27 protein-coding genes are annotated in these 25,117 nt (G+C 38.8%); 23 read left to right on the forward strand and 4 right to left on the reverse strand.

What is annotated here, in order from left to right; all coding sequences use genetic code 11:
• Positions 1 to 5 precede the first annotated feature (5 nt).
• From IGJ95_RS02700 to IGJ95_RS02710, 3 genes are all read left to right on the forward strand, one after another.
• Positions 6 to 1,385, forward strand: coding sequence for an FAD-dependent oxidoreductase (locus IGJ95_RS02700; RefSeq protein WP_010736320.1), 1,380 nt, complete (start codon positions 6 to 8; stop codon positions 1,383 to 1,385).
• A gap of 289 nt (positions 1,386 to 1,674) precedes the next feature.
• Positions 1,675 to 1,956, forward strand: coding sequence for a hypothetical protein (locus IGJ95_RS02705; RefSeq protein WP_010736319.1), 282 nt, complete (start codon positions 1,675 to 1,677; stop codon positions 1,954 to 1,956).
• Positions 1,957 to 2,339: 383 nt separating this feature from the next.
• Complete coding sequence (locus IGJ95_RS02710; RefSeq protein ID WP_019723856.1) at positions 2,340 to 2,606, forward strand: hypothetical protein; 267 nt, start codon at positions 2,340 to 2,342, stop codon at positions 2,604 to 2,606.
• Positions 2,607 to 2,735: 129 nt separating this feature from the next.
• Here IGJ95_RS02710 and IGJ95_RS02715 read toward each other — a convergent pair whose 3' ends face one another.
• Positions 2,736 to 3,488, reverse strand: a complete 753-nt coding sequence (locus IGJ95_RS02715; RefSeq protein WP_153830434.1) for a MurR/RpiR family transcriptional regulator — start codon at positions 3,486 to 3,488, stop codon at positions 2,736 to 2,738.
• 155 nt (positions 3,489 to 3,643) lie between these two features.
• On the opposite strand from IGJ95_RS02715, the gene pfkB reads away from it, so the two are divergent.
• From pfkB to IGJ95_RS02800, 17 genes are all read left to right on the forward strand, one after another.
• Positions 3,644 to 4,576 carry a 1-phosphofructokinase gene (pfkB, locus tag IGJ95_RS02720; RefSeq protein WP_023519103.1) on the forward strand — a complete coding sequence of 311 codons (933 nt, stop codon included), beginning with the start codon at positions 3,644 to 3,646 and terminating at the stop codon, positions 4,574 to 4,576.
• Positions 4,576 to 5,967 carry a PTS fructose transporter subunit IIC gene (locus IGJ95_RS02725; RefSeq protein WP_077152070.1) on the forward strand — a complete coding sequence of 464 codons (1,392 nt, stop codon included), beginning with the start codon at positions 4,576 to 4,578 and terminating at the stop codon, positions 5,965 to 5,967. The genes pfkB and IGJ95_RS02725 overlap by 1 nt, the downstream gene beginning before the upstream one ends.
• Positions 5,968 to 5,986: 19 nt before the next feature.
• Complete coding sequence (locus tag IGJ95_RS02730; RefSeq protein WP_062805688.1) at positions 5,987 to 6,442, forward strand: fructose PTS transporter subunit IIA; 456 nt, start codon at positions 5,987 to 5,989, stop codon at positions 6,440 to 6,442.
• Positions 6,439 to 7,422 (forward strand): tagatose-bisphosphate aldolase, encoded by a 984-nt coding sequence (lacD, locus tag IGJ95_RS02735; protein WP_023519106.1) that lies wholly within the window; start codon positions 6,439 to 6,441, stop codon positions 7,420 to 7,422. Before IGJ95_RS02730 ends, lacD (IGJ95_RS02735) begins: the two co-directional genes overlap by 4 nt.
• A gap of 376 nt (positions 7,423 to 7,798) precedes the next feature.
• On the forward strand, positions 7,799 to 8,542 hold the full coding sequence (locus tag IGJ95_RS02740; protein WP_023519107.1) for a GntR family transcriptional regulator: 744 nt from the start codon (positions 7,799 to 7,801) through the stop codon (positions 8,540 to 8,542).
• 1 nt (position 8,543) lies between these two features.
• The gene (locus IGJ95_RS02745; protein ID WP_010736311.1) at positions 8,544 to 9,722 is read left to right on the forward strand and encodes an SIS domain-containing protein; all 1,179 of its coding nucleotides are present in this window, start codon (positions 8,544 to 8,546) and stop codon (positions 9,720 to 9,722) included.
• Positions 9,723 to 9,742: 20 nt separating this feature from the next.
• Complete coding sequence (lacD, locus tag IGJ95_RS02750) at positions 9,743 to 10,720, forward strand: tagatose-bisphosphate aldolase (RefSeq protein ID WP_010736310.1); 978 nt, start codon at positions 9,743 to 9,745, stop codon at positions 10,718 to 10,720.
• A 57-nt stretch (positions 10,721 to 10,777) separates the two neighbouring features.
• Positions 10,778 to 11,257: a PTS system mannose/fructose/N-acetylgalactosamine-transporter subunit IIB gene (locus IGJ95_RS02755; protein WP_010736309.1), complete on the forward strand. Its 480-nt coding sequence runs from the start codon at positions 10,778 to 10,780 to the stop codon at positions 11,255 to 11,257.
• A gap of 13 nt (positions 11,258 to 11,270) precedes the next feature.
• On the forward strand, positions 11,271 to 12,161 hold the full coding sequence (locus tag IGJ95_RS02760) for a PTS mannose/fructose/sorbose/N-acetylgalactosamine transporter subunit IIC (protein WP_062805684.1): 891 nt from the start codon (positions 11,271 to 11,273) through the stop codon (positions 12,159 to 12,161).
• The gene (locus IGJ95_RS02765) at positions 12,148 to 12,957 is read left to right on the forward strand and encodes a PTS system mannose/fructose/sorbose family transporter subunit IID (RefSeq protein ID WP_010736307.1); all 810 of its coding nucleotides are present in this window, start codon (positions 12,148 to 12,150) and stop codon (positions 12,955 to 12,957) included. Before IGJ95_RS02760 ends, IGJ95_RS02765 begins: the two co-directional genes overlap by 14 nt.
• A gap of 13 nt (positions 12,958 to 12,970) precedes the next feature.
• The gene (locus tag IGJ95_RS02770; RefSeq protein WP_023519111.1) at positions 12,971 to 13,372 is read left to right on the forward strand and encodes a PTS sugar transporter subunit IIA; all 402 of its coding nucleotides are present in this window, start codon (positions 12,971 to 12,973) and stop codon (positions 13,370 to 13,372) included.
• 175 nt (positions 13,373 to 13,547) lie between these two features.
• Positions 13,548 to 14,978, forward strand: a complete 1,431-nt coding sequence (locus IGJ95_RS02775; protein WP_438761416.1) for a glycoside hydrolase family 1 protein — start codon at positions 13,548 to 13,550, stop codon at positions 14,976 to 14,978.
• Positions 14,979 to 15,259: 281 nt separating this feature from the next.
• Positions 15,260 to 15,553: a hypothetical protein gene (locus IGJ95_RS02780; protein WP_438761418.1), complete on the forward strand. Its 294-nt coding sequence runs from the start codon at positions 15,260 to 15,262 to the stop codon at positions 15,551 to 15,553.
• Positions 15,554 to 15,585: 32 nt separating this feature from the next.
• The gene (locus IGJ95_RS02785) at positions 15,586 to 16,554 is read left to right on the forward strand and encodes a dimethylarginine dimethylaminohydrolase family protein (RefSeq protein ID WP_153830435.1); all 969 of its coding nucleotides are present in this window, start codon (positions 15,586 to 15,588) and stop codon (positions 16,552 to 16,554) included.
• A gap of 45 nt (positions 16,555 to 16,599) precedes the next feature.
• The gene (locus IGJ95_RS02790) at positions 16,600 to 17,361 is read left to right on the forward strand and encodes a tyrosine-protein phosphatase (RefSeq protein WP_153830436.1); all 762 of its coding nucleotides are present in this window, start codon (positions 16,600 to 16,602) and stop codon (positions 17,359 to 17,361) included.
• 587 nt (positions 17,362 to 17,948) lie between these two features.
• A complete protein-coding gene (locus IGJ95_RS02795) occupies positions 17,949 to 18,590 on the forward strand; it encodes a hypothetical protein (protein ID WP_010736301.1) in 642 nt (213 codons plus the stop codon).
• 4 nt (positions 18,591 to 18,594) lie between these two features.
• Positions 18,595 to 18,771 carry a BspA family leucine-rich repeat surface protein gene (locus IGJ95_RS02800; protein ID WP_157733673.1) on the forward strand — a complete coding sequence of 59 codons (177 nt, stop codon included), beginning with the start codon at positions 18,595 to 18,597 and terminating at the stop codon, positions 18,769 to 18,771.
• Between the two features lie 145 nt (positions 18,772 to 18,916).
• Here IGJ95_RS02800 and IGJ95_RS02805 read toward each other — a convergent pair whose 3' ends face one another.
• The 3 genes from IGJ95_RS02805 to IGJ95_RS02815 form a co-directional block, all read right to left on the reverse strand.
• Entirely contained in the window at positions 18,917 to 20,119 is a 1,203-nt protein-coding gene (locus IGJ95_RS02805) for an NADH:flavin oxidoreductase/NADH oxidase family protein (RefSeq protein ID WP_153830437.1), read from the reverse strand.
• A gap of 12 nt (positions 20,120 to 20,131) precedes the next feature.
• Positions 20,132 to 21,502 (reverse strand): aldehyde dehydrogenase family protein, encoded by a 1,371-nt coding sequence (locus IGJ95_RS02810; protein ID WP_010736299.1) that lies wholly within the window; start codon positions 21,500 to 21,502, stop codon positions 20,132 to 20,134.
• 76 nt (positions 21,503 to 21,578) lie between these two features.
• Positions 21,579 to 21,875, reverse strand: a complete 297-nt coding sequence (locus tag IGJ95_RS02815; RefSeq protein WP_010736298.1) for an ArsR/SmtB family transcription factor — start codon at positions 21,873 to 21,875, stop codon at positions 21,579 to 21,581.
• A 201-nt stretch (positions 21,876 to 22,076) separates the two neighbouring features.
• Between IGJ95_RS02815 and IGJ95_RS02820 the strand changes: the two genes are divergently transcribed.
• The 3 genes from IGJ95_RS02820 (at position 22,077) to IGJ95_RS02830 (ending at position 24,989) form a co-directional block, all read left to right on the forward strand.
• On the forward strand, positions 22,077 to 23,555 hold the full coding sequence (locus IGJ95_RS02820; RefSeq protein ID WP_153830438.1) for a helix-turn-helix domain-containing protein: 1,479 nt from the start codon (positions 22,077 to 22,079) through the stop codon (positions 23,553 to 23,555).
• Between the two features lie 249 nt (positions 23,556 to 23,804).
• Positions 23,805 to 24,158, forward strand: coding sequence for an LPXTG cell wall anchor domain-containing protein (locus tag IGJ95_RS02825; RefSeq protein WP_153830439.1), 354 nt, complete (start codon positions 23,805 to 23,807; stop codon positions 24,156 to 24,158).
• A gap of 18 nt (positions 24,159 to 24,176) precedes the next feature.
• Positions 24,177 to 24,989: a WxL domain-containing protein gene (locus IGJ95_RS02830; RefSeq protein ID WP_010736295.1), complete on the forward strand. Its 813-nt coding sequence runs from the start codon at positions 24,177 to 24,179 to the stop codon at positions 24,987 to 24,989.
• Positions 24,990 to 25,117: the final 128 nt, after the last annotated feature.

Raw genomic sequence — 25,117 nt, forward strand, 5'->3', positions numbered from 1 at the left:
TGTCAATGGAAAAAACGAAAGTAATTATTGTCGGTGCATCACATGGAGGGCATCAATCCATTTTAGAATTACTATCTAGATACGGAGAAAATGTGGATATCACCTTGTTTGAAGCAGGCGACTATGTTTCATTTATGTCATGCGGCATGGAATTATATTTAGAGGATCAAGTCACTAGTGTGAATGATGTCCGTAATTTCAGACCGGAAAACTTTCCACAACCAAATGTGGCGATATTAAATAACCACGAAGTAAACACAATCAATGCAGATAAAAAAACCGTTACAGTTACACGTAAAGAAGATGGACATACAGAAGAGTATGCTTACGATAAATTGATTTTGAGTTCAGGTGTTAAACCAAACTCATTACCTGTTCCAGGAACAGACTTAGAAAATGTATATTTGATGCGTGGCTATAATTGGGCAACGAAAATCAAAGAACGCATGACAGACCCAGCAGTGAAAAAAGTAGCTGTGATCGGTTCAGGTTACATCGGGATCGAAGCAGCAGAAGTTTTCTTGAATGCAGGGAAAGAAGTAACGTTATTAGATATGATCGATCGTCCTTTAGGTACTTACTTAGATAAGGAAATGACAGATATCTTAGAAGCGCACTTAAAAGAAAAAGGCATGAACATCAAAACTGGCGTGAATATCAAAGCCTTCACAGGTGACGGTAAAGTCGCAGCCATCGAAACAGACAGTGGCACGATCGAAACAGATTTGATCATCCAAGCTGCCGGTGTCAAACCGAATACCGAATGGTTGAAAGGCATCGTTGATTTAGATGAACGTGGCTGGATCATCACAGATGAATACCTACAAACAAACTTACCTGATGTTTATGCAGTAGGAGATGCAACACTTGCTTATTCGATCCCAGCAGGCAAAAAAGTGCCGATCGCATTAGCAACAGTTGCACGTCGAGAAGCACGCTATGTCGTTCAACACTTATTTGAACAAACACCAAGCAAACCATTTGGTGGCTTAGTCGGCTCATCTGCGTTACGTGTGTTTGACTATCATTTTGCTGCAAGTGGCTTGAACAGCTTCACAGCTGATCGCGCTGGCGTAGCCATCAAAACAGCCTTCTATGAAGATACGATCCGTCCAAAATTCGTACCAGAAGAATTTGGGAACGGAAAAGCAGCTGTACAATTAGCCTATGATCCATTTACGCACCAATTGCTAGGTGGCGCTGTTTTATCAACGAAGGACATCACTGCACAAGGCAATGTCTTAGCACTAGCAATCCAACAAAAATTAACGATCGAAGACTTGGCAGAAGCAGATTTCTTCTTCCAACCAGGACACGACCGTCAATGGAGCTTACTAAACTTAGCGGCACAACAAGCACTAGGTGAAGAGCCATTTGTGGAGTAAAAACTAAATTTAAGTAATAGTAAATACGGAATAACAGGTGGATGGAAACATTCAGCCTGTTGTTCCGTTTTTTTATTTATTCGTAAGAGTTGTTTGGGTTGAAGGGAAATGTTGACGATTATGCTGTTAAAACAGCTTTTTAGGAATGTAATAATTTTTTTTGATATTTTTTGATATGATTAAGATGGAAGTTATTTTAATTTGTTAAAGTAATATTTTAGTGCTTTACGTATATATATTTGTAGAGAGGGATCGGTTACTATTTATACATAGAATGGAGAGATGAAAGATGACCTACATTCGAATATTCAAAATAATCCAACTGGTTTTATTGGCGCTAAGCATCTATTTTGCTGCAATGAAAAATACGATCTATACCATACTGATTATGCTATCACTATTTATTGAATATACCCAATCCGAGCAACCTAAAACTCCTTACAAATCGGGAAAAAATTCAATCTATCTACCGAATCAAACATCTAGAACGGAAGTGGTGTTTGCGCTGATTCCCACGATTTTAGTTCTTATGATTTGCTCCATTTTGGAATTAGAATTGTATCATTTTTAGTAACAGGAATAATTTGAACCACATCTATTTAGTTAGTAATAAAAATGAATACATAAAAGTATCGATCGTATGAGAATTTTAGAGAAGGTGAACCGAGTAAGCCAAATAATTGTTCTCACCTCCTATCTAGTGATTGGGAACAAAAATAAAATTCATTTTTGTTTCTAACCTTAAACTTAATAAACGGTGTTCCAGAAGTAACTCCTTCAGAAATAAGCCGAGAAATCCAAAAATTTGAAGAACAATTTTCGTTTTTCTCGGCTTATTTCTCGGAGCTAGACACTTCTGTCACAACCTCATGGAGGTATAAAAATAATAGAAAATAGTTAGAAAACAGGACAGAAAATCTACAAATAAAAGAAGAATAGAATGGAGAGATAACAATGACCTACGCTAGAATACTCAAAGGGACTAGTTTAATTTTATTAGCTTCAAGTATTTATTTTGCGGCCCAGCAAAATACTATTTACTTCACACTGATTTTATTATCAATACTTATTGAGTCTGCTCAACCCAACCGCCCTAAAATTCCTTATCAATCGGAACGAAAAGCCATCTATCTACCGAATCAAACATATGGAACGGAAGTGAAGGTTGAATTTGTTTTGACAGTTGTAGTTTCGATTATTTGTTTTGTTTTGGCATTATGACAAGACATGAATGTAGATGAACGTCATGAATCAAACGTAAATAAAATTGAATGAACTCTTTCGTAAAGAAGCACCAATCACCGAAAAAACTTCACATTTTCGGTGATTGATGCTTCTTATACTTGTTCCTCAATCCCCCTTCTTCACCCGTATCGCATACGAATCCAGCAAGATCCGCGCAATCACAGAAAGTGGCAGGCGAGAGCGGACTTCATATTCAGGGAAAAAAGAGATTTCGGATTTGAAGCCGATCAAAGATAATTCTGCTAATCGGTTCAAGCGACTTTCCCGTGAGGCGGTGATCAGGATCGAACTGATTTCCTCGCGGTAGCAATTCTCCGCTGCTGCTACGAGTTCTTCTGTTTCACCGTTTAAGGAAATAAAAAGAACGACATCTTTTTTGTGCAATTTGCGACTAACGGTTTTGATGATATTTGGATCGGTATGAAGGACACAATACTTATCGAGTAGTTGGAATTTTGTTTGTATTTCTTCTCCAATCATTTCTGAAAATCCTCTGGCAAAGATAATGATTCTTTGTGAACTCCAGATTTTTTGAATCGCATCTTCGATTACCCCTGTATCCAATAGATTGATGGTACGCACGACTTCCTGTTCGTTTTTTAGAATAGAGGTTTTTATTTCTTCATCTACTTTATTGACCGTAGCAAAATTGATGGTGGTATTCTTCTTTTCCTTTAAATGATGCTTAAAAGAAGTATAGCCTTCGTACCCTTTTTTCTTCATGGTACGAACGATGGTCGTGGTGGATACGTTGGCTCGTTCGCTTAGTTTGATAATTGATAGATTTGGGATTTCTTGGATGTGATTCATCATATACTCCCATAAAAAATGTTCTGCCTCGCTTAATTTAGTTTCCATTTAGTCCTCCCCCTTTTCTTTTTATTCTACCATTGATGTAAACCCTTACTTAGATGAGTTTTATTTTGTAAACATTTACCTAAAATTTTGCTTATTTAGAAAACATGTACATCCAAAAACAGGCCATACTGTAGATAAAGTGAGGAGGGATACAGGTGGCTAACGTATATACATGTACGATGAATCTGGCGATTGATCTGTTTATTGAAGTGGCACAACTCAAACCGAATGTCGTGAACCGCTCAATCGATGATGATATCCAAGCAAATGGGAAAGGTGTCAATGTTTCATTGATTTTAAAAAAACTCGGGATACCAAATACTGCGTTGGGCTTTAGCGGAGGATTTACTGGGGCTTATATTGAGGAATGCTTGACGAAGGAAGGAATCGACGCTCATTTTGTTTCTATACCCGGAATGACTCGCATCAACGTATTTACACAAGTGAATGAGGAATCAAGTGAATATAAATTGGTCAATCGTGGACCAGAAATCGACCAGTTAGCGATGGAAGAATTGCTTGAGACAATCAGTCATTTGTCAGCTGGAGATTATCTTTGTGTTTCTGGGAGTCTGCCAAGAGGTGTACCAGAAGAAATCTTAGTAATGATCAGTAAAATCTGTCATGAGAATCAAGTGCGCTTGATTTTAGATACGAGTGCTAAAATCGTTAAACGATGTCTAAAGTATCAACCATTTTTACTGAAACCGAATGAGCAGGAATTGGCAGAATGGTTTGATGAAGAAATAGCAGAAACGGAATATGTAAACTATTGCAAGAAACTATTAGCCGCAGGTGCACAAAATGTATTGCTGTCATTAGGTGGAGCGGGTGGGATCTATGTGAACGAAAATTATTGTTTGACAGGAAACGCCCCGCAAGGAAAAGTCGTTAATACCGCTTGCGCCGGGGATACACTCCTAGCCACTTTTCTGGCAGGATTGATCAAAGAAGAAAATAGTGCGGATTGTTTCAAGGACAGTTTAGCTGCGGGTAGCTCGACTGCGTTTCAAAAAGGATTGACTGATTTTACCGATGTCGCAGAGTTGAAAAAACAAATCACCATTCATAAGGAGGAATTCAGATAATGGCTAAGTATCGATTAATTGCTGCAACTGGTTGTCCCACAGGTATCGCCCACACGTATATGGCACAAGAAGCACTGGAACAGGCAGCAAAGAAAAAAGGCATTACGATCAAGGTGGAGACCCATGGGCAAGTAGGGGTAGAAAATCGTTTGACAGATCAAGAAATCATTGAAGCGGAAGCAGTGATTATTGCGGCGGATAAAGATGTTCAGCCTGAAAGATTTGCCGGGAAACGGATCATTGATGTTTCTGTTTCGAAAGGGATCAAAGAAGCCGATCAATTGATTGCTGCGGCTTTAAACGGTGAAGGAGTGATTTCTGAAAAAATCGAAATGGCAGAAGGAGATAAGGAAAAACAACATGCACAACAGAGTGTTGGTCACAGCATCTATAAGAACTTGATGAATGGTGTTTCCCACATGTTGCCTTTTGTTGTCAGTGGGGGAGTCTTGATCGCCATTTCTTTTTTATGGGGGATTTATTCTGCCGATCCTGCCAATGCGCAATACAATGAATTTGCTGCGAGTTTGAATCGAATCGGTGGTTTTGCAATGAGTATGATGGTGCCGGTCCTTTCCGCGTTTATTGCTGAAGGAATTGCAAAACGTCCTGGATTGGTTGTGGGGTTTGTCGGCGGATTGATTGCCTCAGATGGTGGTACAGGTTTTTTAGGTGGAATTATCTCAGGTTTCTTGGCAGGATATGTGGTGTTGGGATTAATAAAAGCGTTACAACCTTTGCCTAAAACACTAGATGGTTTAAAGGCAATTTTCTTATATCCCGTACTAGGGGTGTTGATTACTGGATTGATCATGACAGTCATTTCAGGACCGATGGCTAGTATCAATGAAGGAATGATGGATTTTCTAGCAGGGTTTGAAAACTCAAGCCCTTTAGTATTAGGGGTGATCGTCGGTTGTATGTGCGCATTCGATATGGGGGGGCCGATCAATAAAGCAGCCTACGTTACTGGAACTGCCCTGTTAGCACAAGGAAATACTAGCTTTATGGCGGGAGTTTCTGCAGCCTGTATTGCTCCGCCGTTGATTACTGGCTTTGCGGTCTTGCTTTTTGGGAAATACTTCGAGCCAAACGAAAAGAATGCTGGTCTAGTGAATTTCATTCTAGGCTCAACACATATTACGGAAGGTGCGATTCCTTTTGCAGCAAAAGATCCGCTTCGTGTCTTGCCAATCATGATGCTTGGTTCGTCGATCGCCGCTGTATTGACCTATTTCTTTCGCGTGCAAGTACCAGCACCCCATGGCGGATTTCTCGTTTTACCAGTAGTGACGCATGGCTTACTTTGGATTCTTGCGATTCTTGCTGGTTCTATTGTAGGGGGAGTATTACTAGGCTTGGTTCAAAAAAGAAAGTCACTGAGTGTGTGAAAGGGAGAGGATTCATTTGATGGAAAATTTATTTGTTTATACCAATGTGGCGGCGAATACTCGTGAAGCGGTGTTTGCGTTTCTTTCAACAAAAATCGTTGAGGTAGGTAAAGCGACCAATGAACAGGCGGTCGAAATCGGCTTGAAACAACGCGAAGCAGAAGGTACGACTGGTATGATGGATGGCTTTGCGATCCCTCATGCGAAAAGTGAAAGTATAGAAGAACCAACGATCATTATTTTGAAATTAACGAATGCAGTCGCCTGGGATAGTTTAGACGGTCAACCGATCAAGTATGTGATTGCGTTGTTTATTCCAGCTGCAGAAGCAGGAACCAGTCATTTGGCGCTTCTTTCACAAATGGCACGAATGTTGATGGATGAAGGCTTTAAACAAGCATTTATCACTGCTTCCACTCAAGAAGAAATTGTTGGCTTGATTGATTCTAAGTTAGAAGGGATGTTGAAAAAATGAGGAAAGTATCAGAGGGGAAATACCAAGCATTGGTAAACATGAGTAATCCAGACGGGATCATCGGGGCTTTAGCGATTGACCAAAGAGGCGCATTGAAAAAAATGATGGCGAGACATCAAGAGGAGGTCAAAGTGGATGATTTGATCCATTTCAAAGAACTCGTGTCCGAAGAATTGACACCTTTTGCTTCTTCGATTCTTTTAGATCCAGAATATGGGTTGCCCGCTGCTGAAAAACGCGCTAAGACAGCTGGACTATTGTTGGCTTATGAGAAAACAGGATATGATACAACGATACCTGGACGTTTGCCAGATACCTTAGCTTTTTGGTCAGCCAAAAGACTAAAGGAAGCTGGAGCAGATGGCTGCAAATTCTTGCTTTACTATGATGTAGACGAAAGCGAAGAAGTCAATGAACGGAAACAGGCATATGTAGAAAGAATCGGTTCAGAATGTCTGGCGGAAGATCTTCCTTTCTTTTTAGAATTGCTATCTTATGATGCAACGATCCCAGATACGACCTCCAAAGAATATGCCAAGATCAAACCGAAAAAAGTCATTGAAATGATGAAGATTTTCTCAGAGCCGAGGTTCAACGTAGATGTCTTGAAGGTAGAAGTACCTGTCAATATGACTTATGTTGAAGGTTTTGGAAAAGAAATCATTTATTCCAAGCAAGAAGCATCCGCTTTGTTTATCGAGCAAAGCCAAGCCACTGACTTACCGTTTATTTTTCTGAGTGCAGGTGTCAGTGCCGAAGGATTCCAAGAAACGTTGCATTTTGCCAAAAACGCTGGCTCTTCGTTCAATGGCGTTTTATGTGGGCGAGCTACATGGGCAGATGGTGTGGCACCTTTTGTGGATCAAGGGAGACAGGCGGCAATAAAATGGCTAGCTGAACAAGGGAGAAACAACATTGAGGAATTAAATGGAGTATTGAGGAAGACAGCTTCTTCTTGGCAAAATAAGATTAGTCGCTAGTTGATTAGTCATCTTGAAATAGCAAAAGAGAAACACTTTGAGCGCCTAGACGTGGGAAATGAAGTGTTTCTTTTTTTTTGTTATTTTTCATTGGAATTTAGCGGAATGCACGAAAAAGAACCGTTGGATTTGTTCATTATTTTATAAATTTTCTAGGATAAACAAGCTTTTTAAGGCTAAGCCTTATGCTTCTTTTTATGAAGTTTATGCTGTTTTTTTATTTTAAGTGGTATTTTCGAGGTATTTAAAATGTTTTTATATATAGTTGGTGAAAACGTTGTTATATAGCGGTTTTTAAGCGATTTTTATGTTGACAGGTAGTTATTATTACTTTACGATTGTCTTGTGGTTATAACCAGTTGGAAGGGGTAAAGAAATGGAAAATTCTCGTAAAGGGAAACCGTTATATTATCAACTAGTTGATGTACTAAAGAAACGAATTGAAGCAGAAATGATCCCGCATGATAAATTGCTGTCTGAGAGAGAGTTATGTCTGTACTATGGTGTGAGTCGGACGACGGTTCGATTAGCATTGCAGGAATTAGAAACACTTGGCTATATTTATAAAAAACATGGAAAAGGAACGTTTGTCAGTGACTTATCGCATCAAGCAGCGAGTTTAGCAGGTGCTTACAGCTTCACAGAAGAAATGTTGGCATTGGGGCGTACACCGAAAACGATTATTTTAGCTTTTGAAAAACAAGCAGCGACAAAGCAGTTGGCTGAACGATTGAATCTCAATCTAGGAGAAGCAATCTTCAAAATCAAGCGGCTACGTTTAGCGGATGATGTCCCTTTGATGGTTGAACGGTCTTATTTACCAGCAAAACTGTTTCTTGGCCTTGATTTGCCGATTTTGGAAAGCAAGCCTTTGTATGATGTTTTTCTGGAAGATTTTGATCAACATGTCCAAGTGGCAGAAGAAGAATTCTATGCCAGTATTGTTTACGCAAATGATGCCGAATTACTGCATATATGCGATGGGGCACCAATTTTACATTTGAAACGGACGACCTTCAATAGCAAAAACGAGATCATCGAATACACAGATAGTGTCGCCAGAGCAGACCAATTCCATTATAAGATCCGTCATGTTCGGAGTAATCTAGGAGGAAAATAACATGTTTGAACTGTCGAAGGATGAATTAGAAAAAATAGGTGCAAGGATCACTACAGAAGAAATCAAACAACAACCAGATCTGTGGGAAGAGGTTGTGGAAATCTTAGAAGAGAAGAAAAATGAATTAGCCCTTTTCTTTGATGCACTTGAAAAACAGGCAAACAAGCAACAAATCCAAGTCATCTTTACCGGTGCAGGCTCTTCTCAATATGTAGGCGATACGCTTGTTCCTTACTTGAATGAGCATGGAGACACCAAACGGTTTGCTTTTCATAGTTTTGGTACGACCGATATTGTTGCTTCTCCAAGAGAGTATTTGTTTCCTGATCAACCCACGTTATTGATTTCGTTTGCTAGAAGTGGCAATAGTCCGGAAAGTCTGGCAGCAGTCAAAATTGCCGATCAAGTTGTGGATACGTTGTTCCATTTAGTGATTACGTGTGCAGAAGAAGGAAAATTAGCACAAGTCGCACGTAAACAATCGCAACATTTCTTGTTGTTGATGCCAAAAAAAGCAAATGACGCTGGCTTTGCCATGACAGGTAGCTTTACATGTATGTTATTGAGTGCCCTTTGGCTGTTTGATCAAACGAACCAAGAAACAAAACAAAAGTATGTCACATCCTTGAGCCATATCGGCAAAGATGTTCTGAAAAGAGAGCAAGAACTGATCCAAGTGTTAGCAGTACCATTCAATCGGGTTGCATATCTTGGCTCAGGTAGCTTGGCTGGTGCCACAAGGGAAGCACAGCTGAAAATCTTAGAGTTGACGGCTGGGAAAATCGCGACGATCTTTGATTCTTCGATGGGTTTCCGTCATGGACCAAAATCCTTTGTCAATGAGCAAACTTTAGTGATCGGGTTTGTGACGAACCAAGCGTACACACGCAACTATGATTTAGATATTTTGGAAGAAATCAATGGCAATGCTATTGCTGCAAAGGTGTTAGCCATTGCTCAATCGACGCAAAGAGACTTTTCTGGAGCAAACTTTTTCCTAGAACCAGCCGCGCTAGAATTACCCGATGCCTATCTATCCGTAGTGATGATTTTGACCGCACAAATCATTGCTCTTCAGATGTCGATCAAAGTTGGTAATACGCCTGACACACCTTCACCGACAGGAACGGTGAATCGAGTAGTCAAAGGTGTGACGATCCATGAGTACCAAAATGAATAACAAGGAGGTCAATAAAAACGATGACACCAAATAAGAAAAAAGCGATGGAACAATTAGCAACAAAAGACGGCATCATCAGTGCATTAGCAATCGATCAGCGGGGAGCATTGAAGAAAATGCTGTCGGCTTTAGGAGAAACACCCACAGATGAACAATTGATTGAGTTCAAAGCGTTGGTTTCTAGTGAGTTGACGCCCTATGCTTCAGCTATTTTATTAGATCCTGAATATGGTTTGCCCGCTGCCAAAGTACGTGATCAATCCGCTGGTTTGCTCTTGGCGTATGAAAAAACGGGATATGATGTATCGACTCCTGGACGGTTACCGGATCTATTAGGAGACTGGTCTTCCTTGAGATTAAAAGAAGAACAAGCAGATGCAGTGAAATTTTTACTTTATTATGACGTTGATGAAGATCCAAAAATCAATCATTTGAAACACGTCTTTATTGAACGTCTAGGAAGTGAATGCGCAGGAGAGGATCGACCGTTTTATTTAGAACTGCTATCTTATGATGCGAAAATAAATGATAGCGCTTCACGTGAGTATGCAAAGGTCAAACCGCATAAAGTGATTGAAATGATGAGAGAATTTTCCAATCCTCGTTACCAAGTAGATGTTTTGAAAGTCGAAGTACCAGTCAATATGAACTTTGTCGAAGGTTTTGGTGACAAGGAAATCGTCTATAGTCAAAAAGAAGCAGCTGACTTTTTCAAGGCGCAAAGCGAGGCGACTCACTTGCCATTCATTTTCTTGAGTGCGGGTGTATCTTCTGAATTATTCCAACAAACGCTAGTCTTTGCTCATGAGTCAGGTTCCACCTTCAATGGTGTCTTGTGCGGAAGAGCGACTTGGAAAGATGGCGTCAAAGCTTATGTAGATGCTGGGAAAGAAGGAGCCGTCAAATGGTTACGGACACAAGGTAGACAGAATATTGAGAACTTGAATCAAGTAATCAATCAGACAGCGACACCTTGGTATCAAAAAACAGGTGAATAATGTAAGCGTTACCTTTAGTTTGAGAATGAACAATTTATTTGTAAAGGAGAATGAACAATGGCAATTATTGGTGTAAGAATCGATGGACGTTTGATCCATGGGCAAGTCGCGAATCTTTGGGTAACGAAGTTGTCGATTACTCGGATATTAGTTGTAGATGATGAGGTCGCAATGAATACAGTAGAAAAAAGTGGCTTGAAATTAGCCACACCAGCAGGAGTAAAGTTAAGTGTCTTACCGATTGAAAAAGCCGCAGAGAATATTCTCGCTGGGAAATATGACTCCCAACGCTTACTGATCGTCGCAAAAAAACCTGATCGATTATTGAAACTTGTTGAACGAGGCGTGCCGATCAAGGAAGTCAATGTAGGGAATATGTCTCAGACAAATGAAACCAGATCAATCACCAAATCGATTAATGTGGTGGAAAAGGATATTGAGGATTTCAAACAGTTAAATGCGCGTGGGGTCCATTTGACCGCACAAATGGTACCAAGTGATAAGTCAGAAGATTTTATGAGTCTTTTGAATAAATAAGGGGGTTAAGTAGATGTCCATTCAATGGTGGCAAATCTTATTATTATCTTTATATGCAGGTTATCAGATTTTAGATGAACTACAAATTTATTCCTCAATGAGTGCCCCCGTTTTTGCCGGTTTGTTCACCGGATTAGTCATGGGGGATTTACAAGCTGGATTGATCATCGGTGGTAGTATGCAATTGACCGTTCTAGGTGTTGGGACATTTGGCGGTGCTTCAAGGATCGATGCAAACTCCGGAACGATACTAGCGACTGCTTTTTCCATCTCATTAGGGATGAATCCAGAACAGGCAATTGCAGCTATTGCAGTTCCTGTCGCTAGTTTAATGATCCAATTGGATATTTTAGCTCGATTTGCGAATACGTACTTCGCTCATCGTATCGACCAACATGTCGAAACAATGAATTATAAAGCAATTGAACGCAATTATTTATTAGGTGCTCTTCCTTGGTCCTTGTCACGTTTGATCCCCGTCTTTTTAGCCTTAGCATTTGGTGGCGGACTAGTCGAAAACGTCGTCGCTGTGCTAAATGGCGATTTGAAATGGTTAGGAGATGGCTTATCTGTCGCAGGAGCCGTTTTACCAGCAGTCGGTTTTGCTATTTTACTACGTTATTTACCAGTCAAGAAACATTTTCCTTATCTGATTTTAGGTTTTACGATCACTGCTTTATTAGCAACGTTGTTCTCAAATGTCCAGTTGCTTGGCACGAGTGTCGCAAGTGTCGTCAAAGATTTGCCAGCAACCTTCAATTCATTACCGATGTTGGCAGTAGCAATGATCGGTTTCTCTTTAGCAGCGATCAGCTATAAAAACAATCAACGAACAGAAAACCAGCAAGTAGCAAGTCCCCATACAACCTCTGAGGAAGGAGAAATCGAAGATGACGAAATCTAATTACAAGTTAACGAAAGAAGACTTTACACAAATCAACCGCCGAAGCTTGTTGACTTTCCAATTAGGCTGGAATTATGAGCGGATGCAAGGTTCAGGCTATCTCTATACGATCCTGCCACAATTGCGAAAAATCTACGGAGATGATACGCCGGAATTAAAAGAAATAATGAAGACTCATACACAATTTTTTAATACCTCTAACTTTTTCAACACGATCATTACCGGGATCGATTTAGCAATTGAAGAAAAAGAGGGCATTGCTGCAAAAGAAACTGTCTCTGGGATGAAAGCTGGATTGATGGGACCTTTCGCCGCAATTGGCGATTCCATTTTCGCCGCATTGATCCCGACCATTTTTGGGGCATTAGCCGCAAATATGGCGATCAATGGGAACCCCGCGGGTATTTTTATCTGGATAGTAGCACAAATCGCAGTCATGGTCTTTCGTTGGAAACAATTGCAATTTGCTTACAAAGAAGGGATTTCTTTAGTGACCACGATGCAATCACGATTAACAGCGCTCACAGATGCCGCAACCTTGTTAGGGGTGTTTATGGTAGGTGCATTAGTTGCTACAATGGTGAATGTGAAAGTTTCCTGGGCGCCGAGCATTGGTGATGTGACGATGAACATGCAAAATAATATTGATATGATCCTTCCTAAACTATTACCAGCAGCGATCGTTGGCGGTGTCTATTGGTTATTAGGCAAAAAGAATATGACATCAACAAGAGCAATTTTTATCGTCTTGATTATCTGTGTCGTTTTATCCGCTTTAGGTGTGATCTCAAAATAGGAGGGTGTTGAAAATGAGCAAACAGTTAGTTCTTGTCAGTCACGGACAACTTTGTGAAGGACTAAAGGCAAGTACCGAAATGATCATGGGGCCGCAAGCTCATATTCATACAGTGCCTTTATTGCCGGAAGAAGGAACAGAGGATTTCAAAGAAAAATTTCTTGCGGTGGTTTCTTCGTTGGAAGACTATGTTGTCTTTTGTGATTTGATGGGCGGGACGCCAGCCAATAGTATTGTCCAATTGATCATGGAAGGCGAAGCGATCGAATTATATGCGGGCATGAATATGCCAATGGTCATCGAGTTTATCAATAGTCAAATGGTTGGATCGGCGCCGGAATATGTTCGCTCTGGTGCAGAGAATATTTTGAATGTGAACCAAGTGATTGTTGCATTGGCTGAAGATGACGAATAAATCAATGTTTGACAACGTTTACAAAAAATAGTATCTTTTTAGATAGGATAGTGATTATTCAGTTAAGCTAGACCTGATCAACGGCCTTTTTAGGTGGTTGATTAGGTCTTTTTTTATACTCAATAATAAAATAACAGTAAGGCTATCATATCAAACTGAAAAGGGGCAATGACTGATGAGTTTTCCGAAGAATTTTTTATGGGGTGGCGCAACAGCGGCAAATCAATGTGAAGGAGCATGGGCTGTCAATGGTAAAGGAGATTCGATCAGCGATCACAATCGTGCAGGCAATCGTGAGATGGGGAAACGACGTACCTTTGATTTGGTGATCGATGAAACCAAGTATTACTATCCGAGCCATACAGCGATTGATTTTTATCATCGCTACAAAGAAGATATCGCATTATTTGCGGAAATGGGCTTTAAAGCCTATCGTTTATCGATTGCGTGGACACGGATTTTTCCTAATGGTGACGAAGAGCAGCCAAATGAAGAAGGGTTGAAATTTTATGATGCAGTGTTTGATGAGCTACATAAATATGGGATCGAACCGATCGTGACGATCTCACATTTTGAGTTACCGTTTCATTTGGGAAAAACGTATGACGGATTTTTAGACAAACGAACGATCGAGTATTACGAACGTTACGCAACGACACTTTTTGAACGCTACAAAAGCAAAGTGAAATACTGGTTGACCTTCAATGAAATCAATTTTGGTGTCTTAGAACATGGCAAACAAATCAATGGATTATTTAATCGAACTTATACGGAAACAGAAAAATATCAATCCTTACACAATGTCTTCCTTGCTTCTGCTCGAGCGGTGATTGCTGGACATAAAATCAATCCTGATTTTCAGATCGGCTGTATGTTGGCGTATATCACGATGTATCCTAAAACCTGTCATCCATTAGATGTATTGAAGACGCAACAAATGAATGACCGGTTAAATTATTTCTGTGGCGATGTCCAAGTCAAAGGAGCCTATCCTTATTACATGAAACGCTACTTTGAAAAAGAAAAAATCGAAGTGGATATCACAGAAGAGGATTTGGCATTCTTGAAGGAAGGCGTTGTCGATTATTATACGTTCAGTTATTACATGAGTACGTGTATTGCAGATGATTTAAATACTCGGTCAGATAAAAGTGGCGGCAATTTATTTGGCGGGGTGGCTAATGAGTATCTTGAAACAAGCGAATGGGGATGGCAAGTTGATGCGGTCGGGTTGCGATATACCTTGAATCAAATCTATTCTCGCTATGAAATCCCAGTGATGGTCGTAGAAAATGGACTCGGGGCTGTCGATAAAATTGAACCAGATGGCTCGATCCACGATGACTACCGGATCGATTATCTCGCCCAACATATCCAAGAAATGGGGAAAGCAATCGATGATGGCGTGGACTTGATTGGTTATACTTCTTGGGGCTGTATTGATTTGATCAGTGCAGGAACTGGTGAAATGAGTAAACGATACGGCTTTATCTATGTCGATCGAGATGACGAGGGCAAAGGAACGCTGGCCCGCTCGCCTAAAAAATCATTTTACTGGTATCAAAAAGTGATTGCGACTAATGGTGAAAGCGTAGAAATGAAATAATTCGGTAGAAAATAGCTCACCTCCAATCGACTGGATGTGGGCTATTTAGTGAGAGATTTTGTAGGTTATGAGTCCAAAACCAACGATTATGATCGGTTTGATCTAGACGAAGTCAACTCATGTTATAGTAAAAAAAGTTGCTTCTGGCAGATAGTGGAGGTTGGGGAGCAGAGGTAACAGAATAGAACGCTCTTTTAACCAAATAATTAAAAAATATCCTAAGAAAAAGAGAAAGGGTGTTATTGTTAGACGATAACCGCTAGGATAGAAGGAGAGAAATAGTGAGAAAAATCAAAAATATCCAAATCATTCGATTGATCAAAATCATCCAGTTCGGTCTTTATTTTATGTCATTGTTTTTGTTTGCAAAATCCAGATATAAAGTGGCACTCTTGCCTTTATCAGGTGGGATGATATTAGAAGTACAACTCCCTAGAGAGTTTGGTTGGGGATTTGTAAAAAATAAGAAAAATGTCTTTCTTTCTTCGAAAAAAACATGGGTCGAACCAATGATTGCTTTGATTGCTTTGATTGTTTTAATATTTTTGGTTGGTTTCGCATGTTATTTCCTGTAAAGATTCGAACAAATCGAGGAGGAGCAGAAACGATGGATCATATTTTTGTGAAAAGCGAGTTTGCACCGCTAAAACGGGTCGTTTTAGCACAGTCTGAATTTGGCTTTCCTACGAAAAAATTAACCGGTGTCGATTTCTTGACAGAAGAAAACCATGAATTATTTAGTGGGCCTGAAGTGATAGGCAAAGACTTTAGTGAAGCTTTCCCAGAACAACAAAAAGCTTGGGAAGTCGAACGGAAGAATTTACAAAAAGTACTAGAAAAACATGAGGTAGAAGTCCTTTTACCAAGAAAGTTGACCTCTTTTGAAAAAGAACTAGGACTAGAGTATGGCTACAGTAACTTTTTCACCCGAGATCCCTTTTTTACGATCGGGGATCTATTGATTGAAGGCTCATTGAAGCTCCCACACCGCAGAAATGAGATTCTACCGATTCGTGAGCTACTCATGAATGAATCGAATGAGAATGACTGCTTGTATTTTTCTATTCCTAAGCCGGATATTTCGCAAGGTATCGATTCAGACCAAGGGCCTTTCTTAGAAGGTGGAGATGTTTTAGTATTAGGAAAAACGATTTTTGCAGGTAACTCAGGGTTAGCATCCAATACTCGTAGTATTGAATGGTTAAGAAATCTAGTCAAACGATTCGGCTACAAAGTGATCGAAGTGCCACTTCATCCGACGATCCTGCATTTAGACTGCGCATTAAGCCTTGTCAAAGATGGATTGATGATCGTGTGTGAAGAAGCGTTCCTAAATGGTATCCCAGAACAGTTAAGCCATTGGGATCGGGTAGAGGTGTCTTTAGCACAAGCCTCTCGATTGGCGACGAACGGACTGCCGATCAACGAGACAACGTATATCACAGATCCAGAATTTACTTTTATTGGTGAAGAATTAGAGAAACGAGGAATCACAGTCGAGTATATTGACTATCAACTGACAAGGATCTTTGGTGGTTCTTTCAGATGCAGTACGCAACCGCTTCTGAGGAACTAAGTGGAAACGATCCTAAAATATAGGAAAAGGAAGGTCATTGCAGAAATGGTAAAAATCACAAATTTTCGCGATATCGGTGGCATCAAAAATAGAAATGGCAAAGAAGTTTTAACAAATGTTTTCTTGCGTTCAGGTGAACTATCTAGTTTGACAGAAGAAGATGCTAGACATTTAGAAACCACCTATCGTTTAAGTAAAATCGTTGATTTACGCGGCGAAGATGAAATTCAGGCTCGACCAGATAAAACGGTTCCACAGACGAAATATATCCATATCGACATCATAAAAGATGTGGCAGACGAAGGCGCTGGGCTGGAAGATTTTGTGAAAATCGGCTCACCTGAAAAAGCTACGAACTATATGACAAAAATATATGAAGATATCGCATTGAATCCGACTTCGCAGAAAGGGTATGCTCGTTTCTTCCAAGAAGTACTTACTTTGGATCAAGAGGAAAGTCTTTTATTCCATTGTTTTGCTGGGAAAGATCGAACGGGGATCGCAGCCTTACTAATATTAGAGTCATTAGACGTTCCTCGCAAGGCAATCTATGTCGATTATTTACGTACGAATGAACTACGTAAAAAAGAAAATGCGTTGATTTTGGCGCAAGCAAAAAAAGTCCACTTGACTGAGGGGAATCTAGCTGCTTTAGATGTTGCGTTGAATGTGGACAGTAGTTACTTGGACCGTTTTTATCAAGTGGTAGAAAAGGAATACGGGTCGATCCAAACTTATTTGAAACAAGCACTGGCTATCGATCAACTAAGTTTACAGGCAATGAATCATCAATTTCTTAAAGGTTGAGTTGCTATTTTTTATTACTTCAAAAATTTAAACATTGATTTTTCAAAAAAATTGTAAGAAACCAACCATTTATAATCAACTGTATCGATAGACTTGCTGATCTAAGAAATTAGGTCAGTTTTTTTTGTCTTCCAATAATCCAAGGAACAGTTGAAAAGGGATTCGGTTTATTTTGAGGAATAAATATCTTTTTTTAGGGGAATTGGAGTGGATCTCAGGTTGTGCATCACATTGTCTTAATGGTTATAAAGATGTGTTTTTTTAGTATAATGTAATTTTTGCTTTTAGTTTATTCTAAGTAAGGGTTTGAGCTGTTTTTATCTTTTCTTTCAAACGTTATTTTATTTTTACTTAATCATTCTTTTATATCAGGGAAATAGGCGTGAGTACAGTAATTTTTCTGAATTAGAAAAAAATAATAAATGGATTAAGATTAAATGAGGTGATATATTATTGAAAAAGAGAGAGCTTTTTTATTAATAGCTGAGAGATTAGATACATGATTAAGATATATTGTTTATTTGAGTAGGCTATAAGCTATTAATGACAAATTCTTTCACTTATATAGAGTTAGGGTGGGTGGCTACATGAGAAAGAAAGGTTTGTGGAAAAAACAACTTTTGATTTTCAATGTTGTGATGATGATGATGCTTTTGCCAGTTGGGCAAGTAATTGCGATTCACGTAGAATCGGAGGAATCACCAGAAGCACATAGCAATGACGAATTGGTTTTAAAAGACGATGTGTTCCATTTTAATAATATTCCGCAAGAAAACGGGATAGAAGAGTTTTCTCAATTTGAAGAAATTGAAAATGATAGGCTCTATGAGGGAGCGGAGATAAGTACTGAACTTATAGAAGCGCCTGAGTGGACTATTGAGCAAAGCGATGTAGAAGCGTTTGTTAATGAGACTGAAGGGTTTGATCCTGCAGTCGTTGAATCTGGTCAATTAGGAACGATTCCATGGACAGTCGATGCTTCTGGGACACTGACTCTAAGTTCTGGCATCTTCGATGAGGAAAATAATGTTGGTGGTCGATATGGAGCGACGGATTATTTTAATCATACGTCCGCGAATCAAGAAATGATCAACGGCATCGTTATCACGGGGAGGATCGAATTACGGGGAAGTTTGATTGGAACAAGAAATAGTGTCTTATCGAATGCTGAGCAGGGGGAACATAACCAAGGATTTTTTGAAAAATTTACGAAATGTCCAAACAATTGAAGGAATGGAGTATTTAGATACGAGTCAAGTAACAAATATGGAACGTATGTTTACCCAGATGCGCAATTTAAGAGAAATAGATGTGAGTCATTTTGATACAAGAAATGTAACGAATATGAACAGTCTGTTTTATCGAATCTCATCGGTTTGCTCTTTCATGTTATCTGGTCAAAAAGAATAGCTGAAAAATATCATCTTCTTATTGATCAGATAATCCGTTTAGGAGGTAACTAACAAGTTTTTCTGTGTTGCATCAAAAAAAGATCCGTTCGACTAAGAAACAGAAAGTCGAACGGATTTTCTTTTTATTGATTGACTAGCAACCATCATCTGCGTCTTGGTTTTAGAATGTTTAGACCATGTCTAAACATTGCATCAAGAAGCGGTGACCAAGCGTTGGTTGTAAATTTAGCTTCTTTACCAGTCGCTAAGCGATTCATTTGTTGTTCATAATAAGAAAGACTAATAATGCTCCCAGCTTTTTTGTCGAGATTTTTCAGATGTGTCGTTAGACGTGGTAACTGAATGGATTGAGCATGTCCTTCTGCTAGTTGATTTGGCAACTCTGGATTCATTGCTAGTGCTCGTGCTAGTCCAACCATCGCAATTTTTTCTTTAGTGATTACTTCTTCCATTGTTTCTGGTTGTGTCAGTCCACCAGTTAGAATGATTGGGGTTGTCACTTGCTGTTGGATATCTTTAGCAAAATCAAGGAAAAATGCCCCTTCCCCAACCTCCATGAATTTTGTTTTTTCGTAATTACCACCAGAAATCTCAACAAAATCGATCCCTAGTTCCGCCATTCTTAAAATAACTTGACGCGAGTCTTCTTCACTAAACCCTTGAGCAGTAAAATCTGTGGAATTAAGTTTTAAACCAACAATAAATTCAGGTGTAGTGGCTTCTCTTAGCCCTTGGTAGATCTCAAGAAGGAAACGCATCCGATTTTCCAAAGAACCACCGTATTGGTCGGTTCGCTGATTATCTGCTGGAGAAAGAAATTGGTTGATGAGATAGCCGTGTGCACCATGGATCTGTACCCCAGAAAAACCAGATTCTTCCGCTATTTTACCAACTGTGACAAATTGTTCCACCAGTGTTTTGATCTCTTTAGTAGTTAGTTCTCTTGGAGGATTAAAAAATCCTTGAAGTTCTTCACCTATCGGTTGAGCAGTAGGGGCAACCGGTTGTGAGTTCATTGTTTTGGGTGACTGTTTGCCGGGATGATTGATTTGTAAAATAAATTTTGTATGGTTTTCTGTTCCAGCTTTGGCCCAGGCTTTTAAAATTGATTTATCTGTATTTTCATCTATAACAACATTTCCAGGTTCACCTAAATGATCACGATCGACCATGACATTTCCTGAAATTAAAAGTCCACTACCGCCTTGAGCCCAACGGTGATAAAGATGAATATGTTTTTCAGTTGGGTTATTTTCTTTGTCGGCAAGTGTTTCACTCATTGCAGATTTGACGATTCGATTTTTTAAGATTGTTTGATTTGGTAAAGTGATTTTTGATAATAGCATTGAATTCTCCTTTTATTTCAGTATTTTTTTTAAAAGTTTCAACGATCGATTTGAATAAGGTGGGAATAATCCAGGAACATTGAAGGTTAAACGATTTTCATAGACTCCTTTTTGATGAGAAAAGGTAAGAAAACTATATTTTCCGTGATAGCCACCGATACCAGATTCTCCTACACCACCGAAAGGTAAATGAGGATTGGCAATATGTTTCAGAACATCATTGACCGTCACATTTCCTGATGAAATAGCGGTCATGAGCTGTTCTTTTTTCCGATTCGATGTTGTAAATAGATATAGTGCTAAAGGTTTTTCATACTGTTTAACTTGAGAAATCGCATCATCGATGGTATCAAAAGTCAAGGTTGGTAAGATCGGCCCAAAGATTTCTTCTTGCATGGTTGCGGCATCATGACTAGGTAAATCCAAAATTGTGGGTTCAATATATAAATCTTCCCGATCTGTTTCACCGCCAAATACGACAAAGGAGTGGTCAGCTTCTAACATCTGTTGCAATCGGATAAAATGGCGATCATTGATGATCCTGCCATAGTCTGTGTTATTTCGGATATCAGAACCATAAAATTCTTTCGTGGCAATAATCATTTCTTTGATCAATGCGTTTTTTCGTTTACGGGACACTAAAACATAATCTGGCGCAATACAAGTTTGTCCGTTGTTCTGCAATTTTCCCCAGACGATGCGCTTTGCTGCCACTTTTAAATTAGCAGTATCATCGACGATCGCGGGACTCTTGCCACCTAATTCTAAAGTGACGGGTGTCAAATTCTTTGCGGCAGCTTGCATTACGATTTTTCCTACTGGGACACTGCCAGTAAAGAAGATATAATCGAATCTTTGTGCGAGTAATTCAGTCGTTACGTCCACACCGCCTTCGACCGAGGCAATGTATGTTTTGTCAAAAGTTGAATGAATCAATTTTGTCAGAACTTTAGCCACATTTGGTGCTAATTCGCTTGGCTTTAAAATCACCGTATTCCCTGCCGCAATTGCCCCAATCAGTGGTTCAATAGCTAAATGAAATGGGTAATTGAAAGGAGCAATGATCAACACTTGTCCATAAGGTTCATACTCAAGATAACTTTTCCCCCACATATAAATCGGTGTATGAACATTTTTTCGCTTAGCGTATTTCTTTAATTTTTTGATCATCTCAGAAATACTTTGATAGACAACACCAATTTCAGTGACATATGCTTCGTGTGCTGGTTTTCGCAAATCTTTGAATAATGCTTGTGTCAATTCAATCTCTATTTCTTGCATCGCCTGTTTCAGTTTGATTAATTGGGCTAATCGAAAGTCGATTGATTTTGTTTTTCCTGTTTCAAAAAAATGTTGTTGATTCTGTAAAAGTTGGTTGATCATGCGTTTTCTCCTTTTAATATATTTATATGTTCGAACTTATGAACCTATTTATTTAAAAAGAAAGGCCGAAGCCTTTTTATATTTTTTCTAATAGTTGCATAAATCCTTTCAAATTACGTTTGATACAAGCAACATCTAAATAATAGATCCGCTCTTTGCCACGTTTTTCGACATACACAATCCCTGCTTGTAAAAGCAATTTTAAATGATGAGAAATAGCGGGGCGAGAAATAGACATTTCTTCTGTGATTTCTGTCACACTTAAACCACCTTTTTCTACTAGCAAACTGACGATTTCTTGACGATTTTCTTCTTGTAATGTCGTAAATAGGGGCGTGGAATCGCGTAATAACGCTAAAAATGTTTCTCGCATAGTGACCTCCTTCAATTTGTTAAAGTGAGTATAGCACGATATGTTTAAACTTGTCAACGCGTTATGGAAAGCCATCATAAGTATGTTATTTTTTAGTTTATTCACTTATTTATTATTAGTATTTTCACATATTTTTTGATATACATGTTTACAATCTATTTTTTTTTAGAATAGATATAAAAAGCAAAAGAGGTGTGAAAAATGCGAGAGTTACAGTTAAAATTTATTACAAATACGATTACAGAAAGGTGGATGCGGATTTTAAATGTGATCGAACAACAGAATATGTTTACGATTGTCGGATTGTCACAACAACTTGGTGTTTCTAAGCGTACGATCCTAAAAGATGTCAGTGAACTGAAAAATTACTTTGAAGAGAGTGCGATTTTTGAGTCAAATACCACTGGCTATTTTTTTAAAGAAAAAAATCGACGACTGTATCATGAAGACAAAGAAGCATTGTTACAATCGGAGATTTGGTTTGAAATTATCAGTGACATTTTTTATGGAGAGCTAGTATCTGTCGGAGAATTAGCTGATCGCTATAATTATTCAGAAAGTACGATGCTACGATCAGTCGCTCAAATCAAAGAGGTTTTAAAAGAATATCAGCTTTCACTTAGCTTAAAACCAGTGGACCTTGTGGGAAAAGAAGGAAATATCCGCAAGTTTTTTTTTGATTTTTTTTATGAAGGAGAACCAACACCGTATACGGTCTATCCCCCGGAAAGAATCCACCAAATGTTTTTGGATAAGTTAGGTGAGCGTCTTGGTAAGTATGAGATAGGTACAGGGATCATGGTCACAGGATTTTATTACTGTTTGTATATCACGATGATCAGAAACAAGAATGGGCATATCATCTCTTTACCTCGTAGGATAAAAGAGATCGATTTTAGCAATGAGACAGATTTTTTATTGATGTCCGAATTGATTCCACTGATCAAAAAGGAGTATGGTATTTCGATCCATCAAGATGAAATCATTTGGCTTTTTTTGATCATAATTAGCAAACGAACAATTGATCATATCGAGCAAGAGACTGTCTTTTTGGAGAAGTATAATCAGTGGCCTGAAATAGATCCAGTGATTGAATCTTACTTCCAATTATTCAACATCGACCGTAAGACTAATCCTATATTATCCACCTTTCTTTCTGCCTTTTTTCTGGGGAGGAAAATCAATAATGAAATGGCACCAATACTGAATAAATTATTAAATGAAGAAATTATTATCATCAAAGGTCTCTATGGTTTAGCCTATGAGAAAAATCGACAATTTATTCAAAAAAATCAACCATTGCTGTCTTTCTCAGAGAAATATTTAGAAGATATCATAGCAAGTTTAACGATGTATACAGAAATCTTGTTCTCTTATTATTCACCTAAGAAAACAGTGTTGTTTCTTTTGGAAGGTAATCATTTACTCGTTCAGTTGATCAAAGTCCAAGCCAATCAACTGTTGTCGAAGCAGCATCATGTGCTGTTTGTTCCGTTACATGAATTGACAGAAGAACGTTTGAACGTTGAGCATGTTGATTTGATCGTAACGAATTATCGTCCTTATTTATTGGATTACCAGTTGAACAAGGACTATTTGTTGATCAATCGAGTCCCTAATAGAAATGATTGGGTCAACATTTTTACTCAGTTGAATCCTTTACTCAATAGTATGCTGTAAGAAGCAAAAAACGACGTTAATCGATGAAGTAACTAAAGAGATTAACTGATCTCCGCGGTTCTTCATCGATTTTTTGTTGTGCAACTAAAGGAGCGAATCTATCAAAGTCACATAGTGAAAGTGGGAACAAGCCACTTCACTAGTTAGTGAAAAATATGAATTTCTTTTCTTTTTGAGCTACGTTAATCTTATTTATGCAGAAAGTAATGATAATTACTATTATGTAAGAAAGGTTATAGGAGGAGGGAAATGAATCGTAAAAAAAAATACATACTAAGCCTGAGTATGTTACTTATTCAATGTTATGCACCCTTGGTTGTATACGGGACAGAGGTTCGATCGGTTGAAACAGAGGGGACAGTCGGTTTTACAGGCATGTATGAAATGCCTGGAGATCCAGTACCAGCTCCAGAAGTTGAAATCAAACCAGATTTCCCGAAAGAAATCGCTCAACAACCGTCAGAGGAGAGAGATGCCAGTCACAGAAGATTGCCAAAAATGAATGCACAACAAATGAGTAGTTGGATAATTTTAGGGGTTTTTCTTGTGATAGTGACACTTAGTTTTTGGTTTTGGAAATACAAAAAGAAAAAACAATCATAGAAAGTAGGACGTGTATAAATGAAATTAGTTAGATTAGCAACAATTGCAGCCTTATCATCAACAGTTTTTGCCGGAGGTATGACTGTATTTGCAGAAGATGGTTCCACAAACACATCAAAAGAAGTACGTAATGTAACAACTAATGGAACGATTGAATTTACACCAAATGAAGATGAAGAGCTAGTCGTTGTTCCGCCAGTAAAAGAACCAGATGTCGAGATTGAGCCTGAAGTGCCAGGAACAACTGGACCTTTATCGATCATGAAAGCTGTCACAATGGATTTCGGTTCACAAGTCATTTCAAATCAAGATCGAACATACAATATGGTTGCAGAAAAACAACAAAAAAAGGGGACAACTGGTGAAGAAAACAAAGTTCCGTATGTCAGTTTTGCGCAAGTACAAGATGTCCGTGGAACGAATGCTGGTTGGAATCTGCAAGTACGCATGACCGACTTTAAAGCAACGAATACAACAAATGATACATTGCTCGGTGCAGAAATTTCATTGTTGGATCCAAGAATCCAGTATGAAGGAAGCACGCCTGGTAATGCGCCAGTAGCTCATCCAGCTGGAATGAAATTAATACCAAATGCTTCTGCGGTATCCGTGATGACAGCAGAAAAAGATAAAGGTGCAGGGGTATCTTCAGTTGTTTGGGGAAACCAAGCAGACCTAGATGCACAAGAGGTGAACGATGAAGTTGAAGTAGTAACAAATAATGCGATCCAATTGTTTGTTCCTGGTTCTACAGCAAAAGACGCGACACAATATAAATCAACATTGACTTGGGAATTATCCAATACACCTGATGTTAGTGGTGTAAATTAACAAGAAAAAAAATATGAGTAACATAACGAATCATAATCATTAAAAAGCAACCGATTTTTGTTTATAGAAGTGAATGTGGTAGCGTTACAATTTTGTAGCGCTACCTCCTTTAAAGAAAGGGGTAAGTT

Origin of the sequence: Enterococcus sp. AZ156 (genome assembly GCF_051714165.1) — a bacterium.
GTDB classification, from domain to species: Bacteria; Bacillota; Bacilli; order Lactobacillales; family Enterococcaceae; genus Enterococcus_B; species Enterococcus_B pernyi.

Bases quoted from the DNA above. Each gene is read 5' to 3' on its own strand.
- IGJ95_RS02770 (WP_023519111.1), top strand. From the start codon at position 12,971: ATGAGCAAACAGTTAGTTCTTGTCAGTCACGGACAACTTTGTGAAGGA.
- IGJ95_RS02790 (WP_153830436.1), top strand. From the start codon at position 16,600: ATGGTAAAAATCACAAATTTTCGCGATATCGGTGGCATCAAAAATAGA.
- IGJ95_RS02745 (WP_010736311.1), top strand. From the start codon at position 8,544: ATGTTTGAACTGTCGAAGGATGAATTAGAAAAAATAGGTGCAAGGATC.
- IGJ95_RS02715 (WP_153830434.1), bottom strand. From the start codon at position 3,488: ATGGAAACTAAATTAAGCGAGGCAGAACATTTTTTATGGGAGTATATG.
- IGJ95_RS02795 (WP_010736301.1), top strand. From the start codon at position 17,949: ATGAGAAAGAAAGGTTTGTGGAAAAAACAACTTTTGATTTTCAATGTT.
- IGJ95_RS02775 (WP_438761416.1), top strand. From the start codon at position 13,548: ATGAGTTTTCCGAAGAATTTTTTATGGGGTGGCGCAACAGCGGCAAAT.
- IGJ95_RS02810 (WP_010736299.1), bottom strand. From the start codon at position 21,502: ATGATCAACCAACTTTTACAGAATCAACAACATTTTTTTGAAACAGGA.
- IGJ95_RS02755 (WP_010736309.1), top strand. From the start codon at position 10,778: ATGGCAATTATTGGTGTAAGAATCGATGGACGTTTGATCCATGGGCAA.
- IGJ95_RS02760 (WP_062805684.1), top strand. From the start codon at position 11,271: ATGTCCATTCAATGGTGGCAAATCTTATTATTATCTTTATATGCAGGT.
- IGJ95_RS02740 (WP_023519107.1), top strand. From the start codon at position 7,799: ATGGAAAATTCTCGTAAAGGGAAACCGTTATATTATCAACTAGTTGAT.
- IGJ95_RS02830 (WP_010736295.1), top strand. From the start codon at position 24,177: ATGAAATTAGTTAGATTAGCAACAATTGCAGCCTTATCATCAACAGTT.
- IGJ95_RS02825 (WP_153830439.1), top strand. From the start codon at position 23,805: ATGAATCGTAAAAAAAAATACATACTAAGCCTGAGTATGTTACTTATT.
- IGJ95_RS02725 (WP_077152070.1), top strand. From the start codon at position 4,576: ATGGCTAAGTATCGATTAATTGCTGCAACTGGTTGTCCCACAGGTATC.
- IGJ95_RS02800 (WP_157733673.1), top strand. From the start codon at position 18,595: ATGGAGTATTTAGATACGAGTCAAGTAACAAATATGGAACGTATGTTT.
- IGJ95_RS02730 (WP_062805688.1), top strand. From the start codon at position 5,987: ATGGAAAATTTATTTGTTTATACCAATGTGGCGGCGAATACTCGTGAA.
- IGJ95_RS02700 (WP_010736320.1), top strand. From the start codon at position 6: ATGGAAAAAACGAAAGTAATTATTGTCGGTGCATCACATGGAGGGCAT.
- IGJ95_RS02785 (WP_153830435.1), top strand. From the start codon at position 15,586: ATGGATCATATTTTTGTGAAAAGCGAGTTTGCACCGCTAAAACGGGTC.
- IGJ95_RS02705 (WP_010736319.1), top strand. From the start codon at position 1,675: ATGACCTACATTCGAATATTCAAAATAATCCAACTGGTTTTATTGGCG.
- IGJ95_RS02710 (WP_019723856.1), top strand. From the start codon at position 2,340: ATGACCTACGCTAGAATACTCAAAGGGACTAGTTTAATTTTATTAGCT.
- IGJ95_RS02815 (WP_010736298.1), bottom strand. From the start codon at position 21,875: ATGCGAGAAACATTTTTAGCGTTATTACGCGATTCCACGCCCCTATTT.
- IGJ95_RS02820 (WP_153830438.1), top strand. From the start codon at position 22,077: ATGCGAGAGTTACAGTTAAAATTTATTACAAATACGATTACAGAAAGG.
- lacD (WP_023519106.1), top strand. From the start codon at position 6,439: ATGAGGAAAGTATCAGAGGGGAAATACCAAGCATTGGTAAACATGAGT.
- IGJ95_RS02805 (WP_153830437.1), bottom strand. From the start codon at position 20,119: ATGCTATTATCAAAAATCACTTTACCAAATCAAACAATCTTAAAAAAT.
- lacD (WP_010736310.1), top strand. From the start codon at position 9,743: ATGACACCAAATAAGAAAAAAGCGATGGAACAATTAGCAACAAAAGAC.
- IGJ95_RS02765 (WP_010736307.1), top strand. From the start codon at position 12,148: ATGACGAAATCTAATTACAAGTTAACGAAAGAAGACTTTACACAAATC.